This is a genomic window from Qipengyuania gaetbuli, assembly GCF_009827315.1.
GTDB lineage: Bacteria > Pseudomonadota > Alphaproteobacteria > Sphingomonadales > Sphingomonadaceae > Qipengyuania > Qipengyuania gaetbuli.
Map to the genome: position 1 here is coordinate 248,138 of NZ_WTYF01000003.1, position 16,257 is coordinate 264,394.

Genomic DNA, 16,257 nt, shown 5'->3' on the forward strand with positions numbered 1-16,257 from the left:
GAGAGAGCGAGATGTCCGAGGAAGTGCTGACCGAGGTCGACAACGGCGTCCTGATTGTCACGATCAACCGTCCCGAAGCCAAGAACGCCATGAACAAGGCTGCTGCCGAGGGAATCGCTGCGGCGATGGACCGTCTCGACGCGGATGACGACCTGCGCGTCGGCATCCTGACCGGCGCTGGCGGCACCTTCTGTTCGGGCATGGACCTCAAGGGATTCCTGCGTGGCGAATCGCCCAGCATCGAAGGTCGCGGCTTTGGCGGCGTGGTGCAGGCCCCACCCAAGAAGCCGCTGATCGCGGCCGTCGAAGGCTATGCGCTGGCCGGCGGGCTCGAACTGATGATCGCCTGCGATCTCGTGGTGGCGAACAAGGAAGCCAAGTTCGGCATCCCCGAAGCCAAGCGCGGCCTCGTAGCGGCAGCCGGCGGCGTGATGATGCTGCCCGACCAGATCCCCGAACGCGTTGCCATGGAACTGGCGCTGACCGGCGATTTCATCGGCGCGGACCGCGCATATGAACTCGGCCTCATCAACCGCGTGGTCGATGGTTCGGCGCTGATCGGTGCGCGCGAGCTGGCCGACCGGATCGTTGCCAACGGCCCGCTTGCGGTCCGCGTGTCCAAGCAGATCATCAAGGAATCGCGCGGCTGGCCGATGGACGAACGCTACAATCGCCAGGCCCAGCTGATCGCGCCCGTCTTCGTTTCCGAAGACGCACGCGAAGGCGCCGCCGCCTTTGCCGAGAAGCGCAAGCCGAACTGGAAGGGCAAGTAAGACCCTAAAGAGCGATAGAACGACACGAGAGAGGAACCCCCGGAATGCCCGTCATCGACGTACCCCAGCCCGCTTTCATGGACGACGAGGAAATCTCGATCTTCGCCGATGCCGTGGGCAAGTTCTACCAGCAGCATGCCCCTGAAAAGCGCGTGCTCAAATGGCGCGAGGAAGGCCAGGTCGAACGCGATTTCTGGCGCGAGGCGGGCGAGGCGGGCCTGCTCGGCGTGTCGGTGCCGGAGGAATACGGCGGCCATGGCGGCGACTTCCGCCATGACATGGTGGTGATTGACCAGCAGGCCAAGCACGGCGTCGAAGGCTTTGCCGCCAGCCTGCACAACACGGTGATCCTGCCCTACCTCGTGCGCCACGGCACCGAAGAGCAGAAGAAGAAGTACCTGCCCAAGCTGGTCACCGGCGAGCTCGTCAGCGCCATCGCCATGACCGAGCCGGGCGTGGGGTCCGACCTCCAGAGCGTCACCACGACAGCGCTGAAGGACGGCAATGGCTATCGCATCAACGGGGCCAAGACCTATATTTCCAACGGGCAGACGGCCGATTTCATCATCGTCGTCGCCAAGACCGACCCGAACGAGCGCGCCAAGGGCATTTCGCTCATGCTGCTCGAGACGGAAGGGGCCGAGGGCTTCCAGCGCGGCAAGAAGCTCGACAAGATCGGGCTGGACGCGGCCGATACCTCCGAACTGTTCTTCGACGATGTCTTCGTCCCGGCGGAAAACGTACTCGGCGGTGTGGAAGGCAAAGGCTTCTACCAGCTGATGGGCGAACTGCCGCAGGAACGCCTGATCATCGCCATGGGCGCGATGACCGGGATCGAGAAGGCGCTCGAGACCACGATGGAATTCGTCAAGTCGCGCAAGGCTTTCGGCCAGACTATCTGGGACTTCCAGAACACGCAGTTCGTGATGGCCGATCTGAAGGCGCGCGCGACTGCGGCACGGATTTTCGTCAACGATTGCATCGAAAAGCACCTCAAGCGCGAACTCAGTGTCGATACGGCCTGCATGGCCAAGTACTGGGTCACCGAGCTGCAGGGTGAAGTGGTCGACAAGTGCCTCCAGTTCCATGGCGGTGCAGGCTTCATCAACGACTACCCGATCGCGCGCATGTATCGTGACAGCCGCATCACCCGCATTTTCGGCGGGTCGAACGAAGTCATGAAAATGGTGATTGCGCGCTCGATGTAGTGTTCTGCCTCGATCCTTGGGGCTAGTGATCTGGTCCCAGGGAATTCGGGGAGGGGCTCTTGCACAGGCGCGCTCCATTATCGGTTTCGCATCACGGCCTGCTGGTCGCCGGCTTCCTTGCCTGGGCCATGGTGCTGGGTGGGGGCGGATCGCCCAGTCCCAAGGCCGAAATCATCGTCCAGATCGGTTTCGTCGGGGCCGCTATCGCCTGGCTGTGGTGGGCGCGACGCGGCGAAAGTGCTCCTGCCGGGCAGGTACCCCGGCAATTGGTGGTCCTCGGCTGCGCGCTGCTCGCAGTCCCTCTTGTCCAGCTCGTGCCGCTGCCGCCTGCGATCTGGCAGGCGCTGCCGGGCCGGGAGCTTGAAGCCGCCTCGCTGGCGCTGGTCGGGGCGCAGGACAGCTGGCGACCGCTGACCATCAGCGCACCGCGCACGCTGGCAGGGCTGCTGGCGCTGGTCCCTGCCGTTGGCCTCATGTGGGCGACCGCAACGCTCGGCTCGCGGGACCGCCGGGCCGTGGTGCTGACAATCGCGCTCGTCGCCATCGCAAGCGCTGTACTCGGCGCGCTGCAACTGGCGGGAAGCGAGGGGGCTTTCCAGCTCTACGAGAAGAGCCATCGCGGGTGGCTGACGGGCTTCCATTCCAATCGCAATGCAGCCGTGGACGTGCTGCTCATCGGATCGCTGGCGCTGAGCGCGTGGTTTGCCGGCAAAGCGATGCCGCCTGCCATCGCGCGCCGCCGTGTGCCTGTACTGCTGGCGGGGCAGGCCGTCCTGCTTCTGGCCGCAGTGCTGACGGGCTCGCGTGCAGGGATCCTGCTGATCCTGCCGGTGCTGGCGCTCAACTCCGCCATCCTTGCGCCGGTGGGGATGGGCAGTGCCCCTAAGTGGGCTGCACGGGGCGCTGCGGGTATCGTCCTGCTCTTGCTGGCCCTCCCGCTCGTTCTGGCAGGCAACCAGCGGCTGGCAGGCGTTGCATCGCGCTTCGACGTCACGAGCGATGCACGGCTACTGGTCTGGCGCGATACGTTGGCCGCCATCGAGGCCTATTTCCCCATCGGTAGCGGCGTGGGGACCTTTCCGGTGGCTTTCACGCCTTACGAGAGTTTCGAGAGCTTCGCGCCACCCTCGATCAACCGGGCACACAACGATTATCTCGAACTTCTGCTCGAGATGGGCATAGTCGCTCCCGTCCTGCTCGTGCTTGGTGCCGTTCTGCTGGTCTCGCTGGTCCGCATGGCCCTGCGCGAGCCGCCCGAAGAGCGCACTCCACAGTTCTTTGCCCTTGGCGTGCTTGGCGTCATTGCGCTGCATTCCCTCGTGGATTACCCCTTGCGAAACATGGCGATCGCCTGCCTTGCAGGGGTGGCGGCCGGGCTCCTTGGCCCAGTCAGGCCGCCCTTCCGGGCCCGACGGGAAACGGAACAGGATTGATGAGACGGCTCTTGCAGACGGCAGGCGGACAGCACGCAATCGCGTTTGCCTGCGTGCTGGGCCTCACGGCCTGTCAGGCGCCGCTCGATCCGGTGGTTCCTGCCGGACAGGCCGGATACGATGCGGTGGCAGTCGAACCCGCCGCGACCCTGCCGAGCCGCTACACCCTTTCGCCCGGCGATGTGGTGTCGGTTCGGGTCTTCGATGAACCCGAACTCTCGGTGGAAGAGGTCGCGCTCGACAATGCGGGCAATGTGACGCTGCCGTTGGTGGGAGAGGTTCGGGCGGTAGGCCTTAGCGCCGCCGAACTCGCTGCCGCGGTGGAGGCCGCCTACGCGACCAATTACCTGCGCGATCCCCGCGTCACTGTCCTTGTCAAGCAGGGGCGAGGCCGCACCATTGCCGTTGAAGGCGAGGTCGAGCAGCCCGGCGTCTTCCCTTATGCAGAGGGGCAGACTCTGCTGTCGGCCCTGGCCCTTGCGCGTAGCCCGACGGAAACAGCCAAGCTCGACGAGGTGATGATTTTCCGCACCGTCGACGGGCAGCGGCAGGCAGGCCGCTTCGACCTGCGGGCCATCCGCGGCGGCCGGATGCCCGACGTTGCGCTCGTCCCCGGCGATGTCGTGGTGGTCGGATATTCCAGCATCCGCGGCGCGTGGCAGGATGTCCTGCGCGCCTTGCCCGTATTCGGCATCTTCAGGCCCATCGGATGACCGAACAGACGCTTCCTGCCATGCCCACCGTGCGTGACCGCTATGCGGCCGCCTATGCCGCATCGGGCGAAAACGGCATCAGCGCCGCGATCCGCGCGGTGCTGGGCGCGATCCGCCGGTACGCCTGGATGGCGGTGGGCATCGTTGGTGCGGCCATCGCTCTGGCGCTGGTGGTCACCATGCTCGACACGCCGCGCTTCACCGCGACGTCCAGCGTCCAGATCAACGACCAGAGCGACGAAGTGCTGGGCGGCGAATTCGAAACCCAGATCGCCCCGCCGTCCGACTGGGACATCGACCGCTTCCTCAACACGCAGCTCGACGTTCTGCGCAGCCGCGCATTGGCGGAGCGGGTGGCCGACGGCCTCGACCTTGCCAATGACGAGCGATTCTTCGGCGCGATGGAAGTCGCGCCGCAGTCCGTGCCGACGGAAGAGCGCGAGAAGCGCAAGCTGGCGATCGACCTGCTGCAGGACAACACGGCGGTCGAACTGCGCCGGTCGACGCGCATCGCGCTGGTTGCATTCTCCAGCACCGATGCGGAAATCACGGCGCGCATCGCCAATGCCTTTGCGGAAGAATTCATCCAGCAGAACCTGCAGCGGCGGTTCGACAGTTCGGCCTACGCCCGCAATTTCGTGGCCGAGCAGCTGGAAGAAGCGCGCGCCTCGCTCGAACAGTCGGAAGCCGCGCTCAACGATTACGCGCGCCAGACGGGTCTTATCCGTACGCGCGATGCCTTTGCGCCAACGGGGCCGGAACTGGCCGCCGGCACGGTCACATCGTCCAGCCTGCTGCAATACAACCAGGCTGCGATCCGCGCGCGCGAGGCACGCATTGCCGCCCAGTCGCGCTGGGACGCGGTGAGGAATGCCCCGCTCCTCTCGTCGCAGCCGGTCCTGTCCAATCCGACGATCCAGGCCCTGATGACCCGCCGCGCGCAGCTTGAAAGCGAATTGCAGGTCGCGCGCGAACGCTATCTTGCAGGCCATCCCGCCACCTCGCGGCTCGAAGGCGACCTTGCCGCCGTCAATGGCCAGCTGACCCGAACCGCGAACGAGGTGCGCCAGTCGATCCGGTCCGAATACCTCGCTGCGGAAGCTGCGGAGAAGCGGCTGGAAGGGCAGGTCAGCCAGGCGCGCGGTGCCACGCTTGCCGAACAGGACCAGTCGGTGCGCTACAACGTCCTCGCGCGCGAGGCGGATACGGCCCGTTCGATCTACGATGGCCTGCTCCAGCGCTACCGCGAACTGAACGCCTCGGCGGGTATCGCCTCGAGCAACATCACCATCATCGACCGCGCCGAAGTACCCGGAGACCCGTCGTCGCCCAGCCTGCCGCGCAATCTCGCCATCGGCCTGCTGATCGGCCTTGCCCTCGCGGGTATCGCGATCTTCCTGCGCGACCAGTTGGACGATGTGATCCACACGCCCGAGGACGTGGAAGAGAAGCTCGGCCTTTCGCTGCTCGGCGTGGTGCCGCGGGCGGAAGGCCAGTCCCCGCTCGAAGCCTTGGCGGAGCCGAAATCGCCGATTGCGGAAGCCTACAACTCGATGCGCGGGGCGTTGCTCTATTCGACGCCGACCGGCCTGCCGAAGGTCATCGTGGTCACCAGTGCTCAGGCGGCCGAAGGCAAGAGCACGACCAGCTTCGCCATTGCCGCGGGCCTCGCCCGCATCGGTATTGCGCCGCTGCTGATCGATGCCGACCTTCGCCGACCTGCGCTGCACAAGCTGGTGGGCATCAGCAGTGAGCGTGGCCTGACCGACCTGCTGATCGCACAGGGCGAGCCGGGCGATGTGGCGACCCGCGTCAAGCATGGCGAGACCGAGTTCGACCTGCTTCCGGCAGGCCCGCTGCCGCCCAGCCCGACGGAACTTCTGTCCTCCCCGCGCATGGCCCAGCTGCTCGAAAGCTTCAGCCAGCGTTACGGCGTCGTCATCGTCGACAGCCCGCCGATCCTCGGCCTTGCCGATGCGCCGATGCTCGCCGCCATCGCCGATGGCACGATCTTCGTGGTAGAGGCAGAGCGCGGGCATAGCGGCGCGCTGAAGGCTGCCCTGCGGCGCTTGCGCTCGATGGAGCCGACCATCCTCGGCGCGGCGCTGGCCAAGTTCGATCCCAGCCGCTCGGGCAACCGGTACTCCGCCTATTACGGCTACGACTACTATTCCTACACCGACAAGGAAGGACGCGGCGCGGCATGACGATGCTGCGGGGGCGCTGGCCGGCAACGCTCGGCATCGCCCTCTTCGCTGCCCTTGCGCTCTTCTCCGGCTTCGACCGGCTGAGTTCGCACCAGCCCGGCGACGAGCGCCTCGTCCCGGCACCATTCCGCGCCGATGCCGCCCGGGTGACTGCCGCACGGCACCTGGTTGCGGGGGAGCTGGACCTTGCGGCGGCCTCGGCGCGCGAGGCGATCCTCGCGGATCCTGCCGATGCGCGCGGTCCGGCCTTCCTTGGCGCGGCAGCCTATGCAAGCGGCGACGAGGCCCTGGGCGGGGAAGCGATGAAGGTCGCGGCCGCGATCAGCGCACGCGAGCCGCTGGCGCAGGGCGCGTTCACGGCGATCGCGATGGACGAGGGCCGTGTCGCCGATGCCGCGCGCCATTTCGACATCCTCTTGAGGGTTCATCCGGAAACCCGCGTCCTCGACGGGCTGTTCGCAATCATGGAATCGCGCGAGGAAGGCAGGGCGGAACTTGCCCGGCGGCTCGGCACGCAGTCGCTCTGGACCGATGCCTATCTGCGCGCCGAAGGGCAGGATGCGGCCGTCCTGCGCGAGCGGGCGGCATTCCTGACCCGCAATGCCGGAGCCATTCCGCTCGGCTGTGCGCGGATCGACCCGCTGGTACGCGAGCTGGCCCGACGCAATTACCGCGCCGATGCGCAGGCTCTCCAGCGGGCTCAGTGTTCCGGAGCTTCCAACGGGCAGTTGCTGGCCGATCCGGCCTTCGACAAGCTGGGCGAGGATGCGCTGTTCGGCTGGCGGCGGCACGGGTCGGGCGGTGTCCGCATCGCGGCAGTGGGCGGGGCGGTGGAACTGACCAACCGGACCAGCGTGACGCGGCTCGTCCTCTCGCAGCCGGTGGCCTTGGAAGCGGGCGAGTACCGGGCATTTGCCAGCGTCGCGGGTTCGCAGAGCGATACGCTGCTCGCCTCGCTCGATTGCGGCCAGCCCGAAAGGCCGTCTCAGGCAGGCGGTGCGCTGGCGCGTGGCCAATTGCTGCGCGCAAAGGGGTGCGAGGACGAAGTCTTCAGCATCTGGCTGCGTCCCGGTAGCGGCACCGTGACGCTGGACAATGTGCGCCTCCAGCGGGTGGGGCAAGGCGACTAGAGCAGCGCAGCGTAGGCGGCCTCCCAGCGCTTCGCGACGCTGGCCTGCGAGAACGGACCCGAAGCGAGATTCCGCGCCGCAAGGGACATCGCATCCCATTCGCTATCGGGCATGGCAAAAGCTGCGAGCAGCGCGGCGGCGATTGTGTCGCTACCGGTACCGCAGTCGATGGCCGCGCCTGCAGCAAATCCTTCGGGCAAATGGCAGGCCTCGCTCATCAGCGTGGGCACGCCTGCCGCCCATGCTTCGAGCACCGCCATCGGCAGGCCTTCGCTTTGCGAGGGAAGCACGAGGAAACGAGCGAGGTCGAGCAGCGCCGCTTTCTGCGATCCGAAGGCCGTACCCACGATCTCGATACCCGATGCGCCGCCTTGCGGCATCGCGCTTTCCAGCGCCGCTATCCCCTCGTCGTCGCCCCATCCGGCTACCGTCAGCACTGCATCGGCGGGCAGGCGATCGCGCACCTGTAGCCATGCATCGACGAGGGCAGTCAGGTTCTTCTTGGGGTGGATCCGCCCGAGGTAGAGCGCCATCGGCGGGCGCTTGTCCATTTGCGCCCCCGACATGGGCGGGGCGGCGTTGGGCACGATATCGATCCGCGAAGCGCCGGTTTCGGCAGCGATGTCGCGGGCTTCCGCTTCGGTGAGGGCGTGGAAAGCGCTGGCCGAAGACCATGCCTCGCGCTCCCACAGGACGCGTGCTGCGTGCTTCTTCCACGCATTGCGAGAGGTGATCCACGGATCGAGCATGCCGTGCGGACTGATGACTAGCGGCTTTCCCGTTGTCCGGGCAAAGCGGCCCGCCACATGGCTGGGATACTGCCAGAGGCCATGCAGGTGGAGGAGGTCGAGCCCTGCGCCCGCCACGAGGGCGTCCAGGTCCGCCGCAAAACCCAGCGCCTGCGGTCCGCGCGGTTCGGCCAGCAGCACCTCGGCATCGCCGAAACGCCAGCGGTCCTCCTCGCTCGCTGCATCGCGCACGCCAATAACGACCGGCACCGCGCCGAGGGCGCGCAACATCTGCGCCTGCCCGATCACCGCTTCGAACACGCCGCCATTGCGGCGCGAGACCCACGAGGACAGCAGGCCGATCCGCTTGCCCGCGAGGGGGGAGAGGCTACTCAGGCCTCCACCACTTTCTGTTCGATCGCGCCGAAGATGGAGTGGCCTTCCGCGTCGCGCATTTCGACGCGCACCGTGTCGCCCGGCTTCATGAAGGGGGTCTTGGCTTCGCCGTCCGCGATCGTTTCGATCATGCGGATTTCCGCGATGCAGCTGTAGCCGAGGCCGCCTTCTGCGACCGGCTTGCCCGGATCGCCATCGGGGCCCTGGTTCGAGACGGTGCCTGAGCCGATGATGCTGCCTGCGCACAGGTTCCGTGTCTTGGCGGCATGGGCCACCAGATCGGCGAGGCTGAAGGTCGCATCGACGCCCGCATTGGCACGGCCGAAGGGCTGGCCGTTGTAATCGACCATCAGCGGCAGGTGGATGACATTGCCCGACCAGGCATCGCCCAGCTCGTCCGGCGTGACGGCGACCGGCGAGAAGGCGCTGGCAGGCTTGGACTGGAAGAAGCCGAAGCCTTTGGCCAGTTCGCCCGGGATCAGGCCGCGAAGGGACACGTCGTTGACCAGCATGACCAGCTTGATGTGCCCTGCTGCTTCCTCGGACGTGACGCCCATCGGCACGTCGTCGGTGATGACGGCGACTTCGCCTTCCATGTCGCAGCCCCACTTGGTGTCGCCAAGCGGGATATCGTCGCGCGGGGCGAGGAAGCTGTCGCTGCCGCCCTGGTACATCAGCGGGTCGTGGTAGAAGCTCTCCGGCACTTCCGCGCCGCGCGCCTTGCGGACCAGTTCGACGTGGTTGATGTAGGCCGAGCCGTCGGCCCACTGGTAGGCCCGCGGCAGCGGCGAATGCGCCTCGCGCTCGTGGAAGCGTTCGCACGGCACGACCTGGTGTTCGACATCGATGTAAAGCGCTTCGAGCCTGGGCGCGATCTCGTCCCAATTGTCGAGCGCGGCCTGCAGCGTCGGGGCGATGTTGTCGGCGGCGCAGTAGCGCGTCAGGTCCTTGGAGACGACCACCAGCTTGCCGTCGCGGGTTCCGTCCTTGATTGTGGCGAGCTTCATGTCGGTCAGTTCCTCTCAGGATTGTCTATCTGGTTGTCCGGATGCGCCCGCTTGAAGGCGGGCAGGGCAAGGCAGGCCTGCTCGATCCGGGTGATGTGGGGCATGGCGCCAAAGTCGAAAGCGAAGCGCTGCGCATTGTAGACCTGCGGCAACAGGCAGACCTCGAAGAAGCCGGGCCTGTCGAACAGGAAGTCGCCCGTTCCCAGCTGCGCAAGCCGCGCTTCGAGCGGTTCGAGCGTGCGGGCGAGCCAGTGGCGGTACCACACGCCGATCTCGTCCTGCGACTTGCCGTATTCATTGGCGAGGTACTTGAGCACCGGCAGGTTCAGCGGCGCGTGGAGTTCTGTGGCGATGGCATAGGCCAGTTCGCGCGCGGTGTAGCGGTCTTCGACGTCCGCCGGCAGCAGCGGGTTTTCGGGATAGGCCTCGTCCAGCCATTCGAGCTGCGCCATCGACTGCGCGCGGTCGCGCCCGTCGGCTTCGAGCAGCGGGACCGAGCCGAACGGATTGCGGCTGGTGAAGGCTTGGCCCTTCTGCTCCGAAGTCAGCAGGTTCACCGGCACGTATTCGTAATCCAGCCCCTTCAGTTCCAGCGCGATGCGCAGGCGATAGCTGGTCGACGAGCGGTAGTAGCCATGCAGCTTCATCATGCGGCCTCTCCTACAGCTTGGAACAGATGGAACACGGTCCAGGCGGAAAAAGCGCCGGGCGTGCCAGAGCCTGCTTTTGCGCGGGTTGCTGCGGTTCTCGGCTCTCTCATGAGACCCTGATGCCACCACGCGCAAAAGTAGGAAAGGGGATCAGAACGCGGCGATCCCGGTGATGGCTCGACCGAGGATCAGCGCATGGACGTCATGCGTGCCTTCGTAGGTGTTGACCGTTTCCAGGTTCACCATGTGACGGATCACCTGGTATTCTTCGGAAATGCCGTTGCCGCCGTGCATGTCGCGGGCCTTGCGCGCGATATCCAGCGCCTTGCCGACATTGTTGCGCTTCACGATCGAGATCATGTCGGGCGAGAATTTGCCTTCGTCCATCAGGCGGCCGACGCGCAAGGATCCCTGCAGGCCGAGCGAGATTTCGGTCATCATGTCGGCAAGCTTCAGCTGGTAGAGCTGCTTCGATGCCAGCGGCACGCCGAACTGGTGACGGTCGAGGCCGTACTGGCGCGCGGCGTGCATGCAGAATTCCGCTGCCCCCAGCGCGCCCCAGCTGATGCCGTAACGCGCGCGGTTGAGGCAGCCGAAGGGACCTTTGAGGCCCTGCACTTCGGGCAGCAGCGCGTCCGCACCCACCTTGACCTCGTCCATGACGATCATGCCGGTGGTCGAGGCGCGCAGCGACAGCTTGCCCTTGATCTTGGGAGCGGAAAGCCCCTCCATTCCCTTTTCGAGGATGAAGCCGCGGATGCCACCGCCGTGCGCCTCGCTCTTCGCCCAGACGACGAAGACGTCGGCGAAGGGGGCGTTGGAAATCCAGGTCTTGGAACCGGAGATCTTGTAGCCGTCGCCATCCTTCTTCGCGACGGTCTTCATGCCGGCCGGGTCGGAGCCCGCGTCGGGTTCGGTCAGGCCGAAGCAGCCGATCAGTTCGCCGCTGGCGAGGCCGGGCAGGTATTTGCGCTTCTGTTCTTCCGAACCATAGGCGTGAATCGGATACATCACGAGGCTGGACTGGACCGAAGCCATCGAGCGGTAGCCGCTGTCGACGCGCTCGATTTCGCGCGCGATGAGGCCGTAGGCGACATAGCTGGCACCTGCGCCGCCGTATTCCTCGGGCACGGTCGCACCCAGCAGGCCGGCCTGGCCCATCAGCGGGAAGAGTTCGGGCGCGTCCATTTCCTCGCGATAGGCGTCGGTGACGCGCGGCTGCAGTTCGCCCTGTGCAAAGGCATTGGCTGCATCGCGGATCATCCGCTCTTCCTCGGTCAGCTGGTCGTCGAGGTTGAACGGGTCTTCCCAGTCGAAGGGCACCATCCCGCTGTTAGGGCCGGCCATATAGTCTCCTTTGTTACGGGTCGGGCACTGGCACCAAGCGCGGCGCGGTGCAAGGCCGGACAAGCGCCCTTTCAGGCCACTTCTGCATCGCCTGTAGAAAAGAGGGCATATTCGCCCTCGTCGCATATTCCCGTGACCCATTCCTCGCCCACTTTGAGCCAGGCGTGGAAGCGTGGGTGGTCGCCTGGCGCGCGCTGGGTGCCGATGTAAAGGTCGGAGGCGATCCCGCGCCGCTCCAGCATCCAGCGGGCCGCCAGTGCCTGCGGCAGGCAATTGGGCGCGCCGGGCACATTGCGCAGCGCGCGCATCACGGCAAGGCGCATGCGCCTGACCGTGCCGAGATCGACGGCCTCGCGCCCGCCTCGGGGTGAAGCGCAGCCGATCGAACCGAAGCGCGAACGCCAGCGCCGCGGCGGCACCATCGCGACCAGCAGCCTTGCGTAAAGCAGCAGTCCCATCGCCTCGAAAGTGGCGATCCGCTCGGCGCCGTCTAGGGCAAGGAAGGACTGGAGCTTCGACATGAAGCCCCCAGCATATCACGAGCGGGCGTGCTTTGCCTCACTTAACGAGCGGCAGGGCCTTGCGGCAGTCTTCGGCACATTCGCGGCACATGGTCGCGCAAAGCTGGCAGTGCGGATTGTCGTGCTGAGCGCATTCGGCAGCGCAGGTCTCGCAGGCCTTGATGCAGGTTTCCAGCTGGGCGCGCAGGACCTCGATGTTCTGCGCGGTGCGGCGCACGGCGAGGCGGGCGGTGGCGGCGCAGACGTCGGCGCAGTCGAGGCAGTTCCTGATGCATTGCGCCATGTCCATGTCCTCTGCCACGCAGGCATCGGCGCAGGAGGTACAGAACAGCGAACACAGCATCGCGTGGCGCGCGGCGAGGACCAGTTCCTCGGTCTCGTCCTGCACCTGCGGATGGGCGGCGATCATCTTGGGAAGGGACATGGCGAACTCCTTGAATTGTCTTGCGTATGACAAGCCAATGGACGGAGCGCGCGGTAGGTTCCGGCAAGCGGAACTCAGTGGGTCAGGGCAGCTTCCTGCACCGAATGGATGACTTCGGCAGGCGGGCAGGGCTTCATCAGTGCGCGGGCACCGGGGAAGCGCTCATGCACCTCGTCGGGTGTCAACTGGCCGGAATGGAAGATGACCTTCACGTCTTCCGCCATCATCTGTTCGGCAAGCGGATAGACGATGCCATCGCCAAGCTGGACGTCGAGGATCGCGATGTCGGGCTTGTTCTTCTGGTAGGCGAGCATGGCCGACGAAAGGTCGTCGAACGGGCCTTCCACGACGTACCCGGCTTCCGCCACGGTATCGCACAGGTCGTAGCCGATAATCAGTTCATCCTCGGCCACGAGAATGCGCAACGGCTGCTGCAATTGTCCCATCCGTGTCTCCTCACGCGCTCTCGACCCAAATGATTAACGCGTTGGGAGGGGATGGTTCCCGGATCAGGCGGTGGCGCCGTATTTCTGCGTAAAGCCTGCCGTGTCGCCCTTGGCGAGGAAGGCGGCCTGGCCGACCCAGTCATCGCGGCGGATACGGCCTCCGAAGCGGCCGAGCTGCGCGTCGATCCGGTCGATTTCGGCATCGTCCCAGGCGGCGATCTGTTCGAACCGCGTCACGCCGAGCGAGGCGAGCGTTGCGGCAAGCTTCGGACCGACGCCCTTGATGCGGGTGAGGTCGTCACCGCCGGTCGCGGCGGGAGCGGGCGCAGCCGTTTGCGTCGCATCGCGCGTGGCGGCAGGCGCACTGTCGATCAGCGCGGCATTGCGCTGCGCTTTTTCCGCGCCTTCGTCCAGCACGTCGCTTTTCGCGCCGGTGACGCGGGTGCGCTTGCCTGCGTGGAAGAGGTAGAATGCGACGACCAGCCCGATGACGAGGGCGACGACGACCAGCAGCCACTGTTCGGCGATGAGTTCGCTCATAGCGTATCCTTCTCCTGCATATCTTCCGTATCCGGCGCTGGTGCGCGGCCCCAAATGGTCCAGCCGATGGCGAGGCCGATCCCGTAGGCGGCCAGCATGAGGGCGGTGGTTTCGAGCCAGATGGGCATCAGCGCGGTCCCGGCGTATCGACTGGCGTGGGTTTGAGCGGCTCGATCCGGACGACCGAGAATTCGATGCGGCGATTGGCCGGATCGTTGGGAGCCAGGCCCTCGACCGGCTCTGCCGATCCGACGCCCTGCGCGCGCAGACCATCGCGCGGGATGCCGCGCTGGACCAGCGCCTCGCGCACGGCACGCGCACGGTCCATGCTGAGCGCGATATTACCCGGCTCGGTGCCCGTGTCGTCGGTATGGCCGGTAATCGCGATGATCGAGCCGAGGCAGGGGCGCAGCGCGTCCGCCACCTCGTCGATCAGGATCATGCTGACCGGCAGCAGTTCCGCGCTCGCTTCCTCGAAACGGATCGAGCGGGTGCGCAGCAGCCCTTCGACGTCTTCCTGGCAGTGCAGCGGCTCGTATTCGATCGCGCCTGCTGAGGCATTGGCGAAACCGTCTTCCCAGCTCGTCCCGCCCACGCCGGGAAGCGAGGCGACCAGTCGTGCAGCTTCTGCGCGGCGGCCTTCGTCGAGCTTTTCGCCGCCAGAGAGCATGGGATGGCGCGTGGGCGCACCGAAGCGGTCCGTGAACTGCGCGCTGACCATGCCGAGACCGGCTTCCTTCAATGCCGCATCGGCCTGTCCGGAGAGGCGCGTACCCATTGCATCGGCGCCAGGACCGCTCGCCGCATAGCCGAGCGCCGCCACGAGGGCGGCACCGAGCGCGATTGTGAGGGCGGGGCGCGACGTCATCGCCCCGCCTTCTAGCCGCGCGCCGCGTGGGTGCAAGACCTGCGGCGCGCGGGGCGGGGTATTACATCTGCGCTTCGGCCGTGCGGGCGAGCTCGACGAACTCCTGTCGCCAGAAATCGCGCTGACTTCCGGCGAGCCGGACGACCTGGTCCCATCCGAAATCTGCGAGCAGCGCATCGCCGCGCAGCTTCTGTCCATAGGCCGCAACGGCAGTGGCAAAGGCGAAGTCGCCCTGCGGCAGGCGCCGTGTTTCCAGTGCAGTTGCAGGCAGGCGGTACTGCAGCAGCTTCGACTGCGATGCGCCGGGCAGCTTGTAACGCAGTTGGACGAAGGCGGCCTCGCTCGCGTCGCCTGCGGGCGCCTTGCCCTTGTTCGCCGCATAGCGCCGATCGCCGATCCAGCCTTTCGCACCTGCGGGGATCACCTCGTAGAGCGCGGTGACCTGGTGGCCTGCCCCGATATCGCCGGCATCGACGCGGTCGTTGGCAAAATCCTCTTCGCGCAGCACGCGGTTCTCGTAGCCGATCAGGCGGTACTGGCTGACCGCGGCGGGATTGAATTCGACCTGGATCTTGACGTCCTTGGCGATGGTGAAAAGCGTCGAGCTCATCTCGTCGCGCAGCACCTTCTTCGCTTCGAGCGCGCTGTCGATATAGGCGTAATTGCCGTTACCGTGATTGGCGATCTGCTCCATCATCGCCTCGTTGTAATTGCCTGTCCCGAAGCCGAGCGTGGTCAGCGTGATGCCGCTGTCGCGCTTCCGCTCGATCATGTCGATCAGCATATCGGTGTTGGAAATGCCGACGTTGAAATCACCATCGGTAGCCAGGATCACGCGGTTCACTCCGCCTTCGATGAAGCCTTTTTGCGCCATGGCATAGGCCAGTTCGAGCCCGGCAGCGCCCGCCGTCGATCCGCCTGCCTCGAGCTGCGAGAGCGCGGCGCGCACCCGGCCCGGACTGCTTGTGGGTTCGAGCACCACGCCGGTCGAACCGGCATAGACCACGATCGAGACCTTGTCCTGCGAGCGCATCTCGCCCGCGAGGCCCGACAGCGCGCGCTTGACCAGCGGCAGCTTGTCCGCGTCCTGCATCGAGCCAGAGCCGTCGACGAGGAAGACGAGGTTCGCCGCCGGACGCTGGTCTCGCGGCAAGTCGTATCCACGCAGCCCCACGCGCACCAGCTTCGCTTGCGCGTTCCACGGGCTGGCTGCCGTGTCGAGCGTGACCGAGAACGGCTTGGAGCGGTCCTGCGGCGCGGCGTAGTCATAGCGGAAGTAGTTGATCATCTCTTCCGTGCGCACGGCATCCTGCGGAGGCAATTGCCCCATGGTCAGGAAGCGGCGGGCATTCGCATAGGCGCCCGTATCTACATCGACCGAGAAGGTGGACACCGGCTCCACCGCGGCAATCCGGATGGGCGACACCGCCTCCCCGGCATAGCGTTCGCGGTCTTCCGGCGGGATCAGCGCGGGATCGCCGGTCCAGGGCGCCATGACGGGCGGGGGAGCGGCGACGGCCTCGGCACTTTCGTACATCGGCGCATAGGCCGGTTCGGCAATATCCAACGTGGTGACGTGTTCGACCTGCTCGTTCCGGTTGGTCGCTTCGCATCCGGCGAGCATCAGCAAGGCCATGGTGGATGCCAGCGCCATCGAGCCGCCGGCAAGACGTGTCCTATTGTCCATTTTCTTCCTCTCCACGATTCGTTCTCCCGGATGTGATGTTATTACATAAATAATGGCATCAACAAGGCCAAATTGTGGCATAAATAAGGCGGGAGTCAATCGGGCGTGCGTCGATGCGCGCCGAAACCGGCTGCAAGACGCAGGTAAAATCTTGAATCTATAGTGTTTCTGGAAAACGA

General features: G+C 65.9%; 17 protein-coding genes. 6 read left to right on the plus strand and 11 right to left on the minus strand.

Features of this window, described 5'->3' with window-relative positions; all coding sequences use genetic code 11:
• Nucleotides 1-11: 11 nt before the first annotated feature.
• The 6 genes from GRI42_RS01370 to GRI42_RS01395 are packed head-to-tail and all read left to right on the plus strand — an operon-like array spanning nt 12 to nt 7,464.
• Nucleotides 12-773 (plus strand): crotonase/enoyl-CoA hydratase family protein, encoded by a 762-nt coding sequence (locus GRI42_RS01370; protein ID WP_160606276.1) that lies wholly within the window; start codon nt 12-14, stop codon nt 771-773.
• 44 nt (nt 774-817) lie between these two features.
• Nucleotides 818-1,981 (plus strand): acyl-CoA dehydrogenase family protein, encoded by a 1,164-nt coding sequence (locus GRI42_RS01375; protein ID WP_160606277.1) that lies wholly within the window; start codon nt 818-820, stop codon nt 1,979-1,981.
• Between the two features lie 59 nt (nt 1,982-2,040).
• A complete protein-coding gene (locus GRI42_RS01380; RefSeq protein WP_160606278.1) occupies nt 2,041-3,414 on the plus strand; it encodes an O-antigen ligase family protein in 1,374 nt (457 codons plus the stop codon).
• Entirely contained in the window at nt 3,414-4,127 is a 714-nt protein-coding gene (locus GRI42_RS01385) for a polysaccharide biosynthesis/export family protein (protein ID WP_160606279.1), read from the plus strand. Before GRI42_RS01380 ends, GRI42_RS01385 begins: the two co-directional genes overlap by 1 nt.
• Nucleotides 4,124-6,334: a GumC family protein gene (locus GRI42_RS01390; RefSeq protein ID WP_160606280.1), complete on the plus strand. Its 2,211-nt coding sequence runs from the start codon at nt 4,124-4,126 to the stop codon at nt 6,332-6,334. Before GRI42_RS01385 ends, GRI42_RS01390 begins: the two co-directional genes overlap by 4 nt.
• Entirely contained in the window at nt 6,331-7,464 is a 1,134-nt protein-coding gene (locus GRI42_RS01395; RefSeq protein ID WP_160606281.1) for a tetratricopeptide repeat protein, read from the plus strand. Before GRI42_RS01390 ends, GRI42_RS01395 begins: the two co-directional genes overlap by 4 nt.
• Here GRI42_RS01395 and GRI42_RS01400 read toward each other — a convergent pair.
• The 11 genes from GRI42_RS01400 to GRI42_RS01445 form a co-directional block, all read right to left on the minus strand.
• The gene (locus tag GRI42_RS01400; RefSeq protein WP_160606282.1) at nt 7,461-8,513 is read right to left on the minus strand and encodes a glycosyltransferase; all 1,053 of its coding nucleotides are present in this window, start codon (nt 8,511-8,513) and stop codon (nt 7,461-7,463) included. The genes GRI42_RS01395 and GRI42_RS01400 overlap by 4 nt on opposite strands.
• Before the next feature lie 71 nt (nt 8,514-8,584).
• On the minus strand, nt 8,585-9,595 hold the full coding sequence (locus tag GRI42_RS01405; RefSeq protein ID WP_160606283.1) for a fumarylacetoacetate hydrolase family protein: 1,011 nt from the start codon (nt 9,593-9,595) through the stop codon (nt 8,585-8,587).
• A 5-nt stretch (nt 9,596-9,600) separates the two neighbouring features.
• A complete protein-coding gene (gene maiA, locus GRI42_RS01410; RefSeq protein ID WP_160606504.1) occupies nt 9,601-10,242 on the minus strand; it encodes a maleylacetoacetate isomerase in 642 nt (213 codons plus the stop codon).
• A gap of 153 nt (nt 10,243-10,395) precedes the next feature.
• Complete coding sequence (locus GRI42_RS01415; protein ID WP_160606506.1) at nt 10,396-11,571, minus strand: acyl-CoA dehydrogenase; 1,176 nt, start codon at nt 11,569-11,571, stop codon at nt 10,396-10,398.
• Between the two features lie 92 nt (nt 11,572-11,663).
• The gene (locus GRI42_RS01420; protein WP_160606284.1) at nt 11,664-12,113 is read right to left on the minus strand and encodes a lasso peptide biosynthesis B2 protein; all 450 of its coding nucleotides are present in this window, start codon (nt 12,111-12,113) and stop codon (nt 11,664-11,666) included.
• A 37-nt stretch (nt 12,114-12,150) separates the two neighbouring features.
• Nucleotides 12,151-12,537, minus strand: a complete 387-nt coding sequence (locus tag GRI42_RS01425) for a four-helix bundle copper-binding protein (RefSeq protein WP_160606285.1) — start codon at nt 12,535-12,537, stop codon at nt 12,151-12,153.
• Nucleotides 12,538-12,611: 74 nt separating this feature from the next.
• On the minus strand, nt 12,612-12,983 hold the full coding sequence (locus GRI42_RS01430) for a response regulator (protein WP_199800383.1): 372 nt from the start codon (nt 12,981-12,983) through the stop codon (nt 12,612-12,614).
• Nucleotides 12,984-13,046: 63 nt separating this feature from the next.
• Nucleotides 13,047-13,523 (minus strand): hypothetical protein, encoded by a 477-nt coding sequence (locus GRI42_RS01435; protein WP_160606286.1) that lies wholly within the window; start codon nt 13,521-13,523, stop codon nt 13,047-13,049.
• The gene (locus tag GRI42_RS14045) at nt 13,520-13,651 is read right to left on the minus strand and encodes a hypothetical protein (protein ID WP_267904344.1); all 132 of its coding nucleotides are present in this window, start codon (nt 13,649-13,651) and stop codon (nt 13,520-13,522) included. The genes GRI42_RS01435 and GRI42_RS14045 overlap by 4 nt, the downstream gene beginning before the upstream one ends.
• Entirely contained in the window at nt 13,651-14,391 is a 741-nt protein-coding gene (locus GRI42_RS01440; protein ID WP_160606287.1) for an OmpA family protein, read from the minus strand. Before GRI42_RS01440 ends, GRI42_RS14045 begins: the two co-directional genes overlap by 1 nt.
• Before the next feature lie 61 nt (nt 14,392-14,452).
• Nucleotides 14,453-16,078: a vWA domain-containing protein gene (locus GRI42_RS01445; RefSeq protein WP_160606288.1), complete on the minus strand. Its 1,626-nt coding sequence runs from the start codon at nt 16,076-16,078 to the stop codon at nt 14,453-14,455.
• Between the last annotated feature and the right edge of the window lie 179 nt (nt 16,079-16,257).